We start from the raw sequence: 1,164 nt of genomic DNA, 5'->3' as shown, positions 1-1,164 counted from the left end.
CTAAATAACTGATCCTAATAGTGCTACACCTTCGCTGTGCCATAGCCATTCCCGGGGAAAGGAGACACGGTATCCATGAAGTGTTTCACTCGAGCCAGCAGGTTGGCCATTCCTCTGCATTGATGATTGCGGGTGATGGTTTCATGTAACTTGTGCCACAGCCGTTCGATGTGATTAACCCAAGGACTGTAAACTGGCTGGAATACCAGGCAGAACTTGGGATTCTTCTTCAACCATCGCTCGGTCTGCTTGCTTTTGTGAATGATGTAGTTATCGAGGATCAGCGTGATGGTTTTGGCTCGTCGGTAGTGGTGACGCAGCTTTTCCAGCATGGCGATAAACAGCGATGAGTTTTTCTTTATCCCGCTGACGTAAAGCACTCTTCCGTTGCCTGCATGGAGAACGCCTGCCAGGTAATGTTTGGCGTTCTGTCCCGGTGTGACAACCCGCTTTTGCTGCGCTCTGAACATCCAGTCGGCCCCTAATTTGGGATTGAGGTCTATATCGACTTCATCCTCATAAAACACTGGATTAGCGGCATCACAGCGGGCCAGCGCAGCGTCGATACTCGCCATTTTCTCCTGATAGGCTGGGTCTTTTATCCGCAAGGTCGGCACGGGCCTGCGCCAGACAATACCCATACGAGGTAACCATCGACGAAGTGTGGAGGCGGCCACATTGAGCCCTGTTAACCGATTGATTTTGATAGCCAATAGTTCGGTACACCAGCGGCTGCGCTGATAACCAAAATCTTGCGGAGAAAACTGCATGAGCAGCACCAGTAAGGTGACTATCTTGGCAACAGGCAAGACCGGGGCACGGCCAGCCGGTAAGGCTTCTAGCGCATCTATGCCTTCATCTCGATACCACCGAAGCCAACGGCCGATGGTCGAGCGAGCAGCGCCGGTAAGGTGATGAACATCAGTGACCGTGCGTCCTTCATGTAACAGCAAGATGGCCATCAAGCGACGAGCATGCCCTTTATCACGGGTGGCATGGATAATTTTGTGAATGCGGCGCCGTTGTGGTCGTGGCAGGGGTGGTAGGATAGGCATCAACTCAGTCCTTTGGGTGTGGCTTGTTTTGTTTGGCGACTAATGAGATCGCACAAACTGGACTGAGTTCCCTTCCTCCGGTGATCTACTATTCGGAACAGCTATTTAG

1 protein-coding gene is annotated in these 1,164 nt (G+C 51.9%); it reads right to left on the bottom strand.

Annotated elements, in window-relative coordinates; all coding sequences use genetic code 11:
* Positions 1 to 23: 23 nt before the first annotated feature.
* Positions 24 to 1,055 (bottom strand): IS630-like element ISAhy2 family transposase, encoded by a 1,032-nt coding sequence (locus tag BN1129_RS06190; protein WP_042035213.1) that lies wholly within the window; start codon positions 1,053 to 1,055, stop codon positions 24 to 26.
* Positions 1,056 to 1,164 lie beyond the last annotated feature (109 nt).

The sequence above is a fragment of the Aeromonas popoffii genome, assembly GCF_000820025.1.
Lineage (GTDB): Bacteria > Pseudomonadota > Gammaproteobacteria > Enterobacterales > Aeromonadaceae > Aeromonas > Aeromonas popoffii.
Note: the sequence above shows the minus strand (reverse complement) of the source record. Positions and strands in the feature narration are given on the sequence as shown.

Excerpts from the sequence above, each read along its gene's own strand:
- BN1129_RS06190 (WP_042035213.1), bottom strand. The coding sequence starts at position 1,055 with ATGCCTATCCTACCACCCCTGCCACGACCACAACGGCGCCGCATTCAC.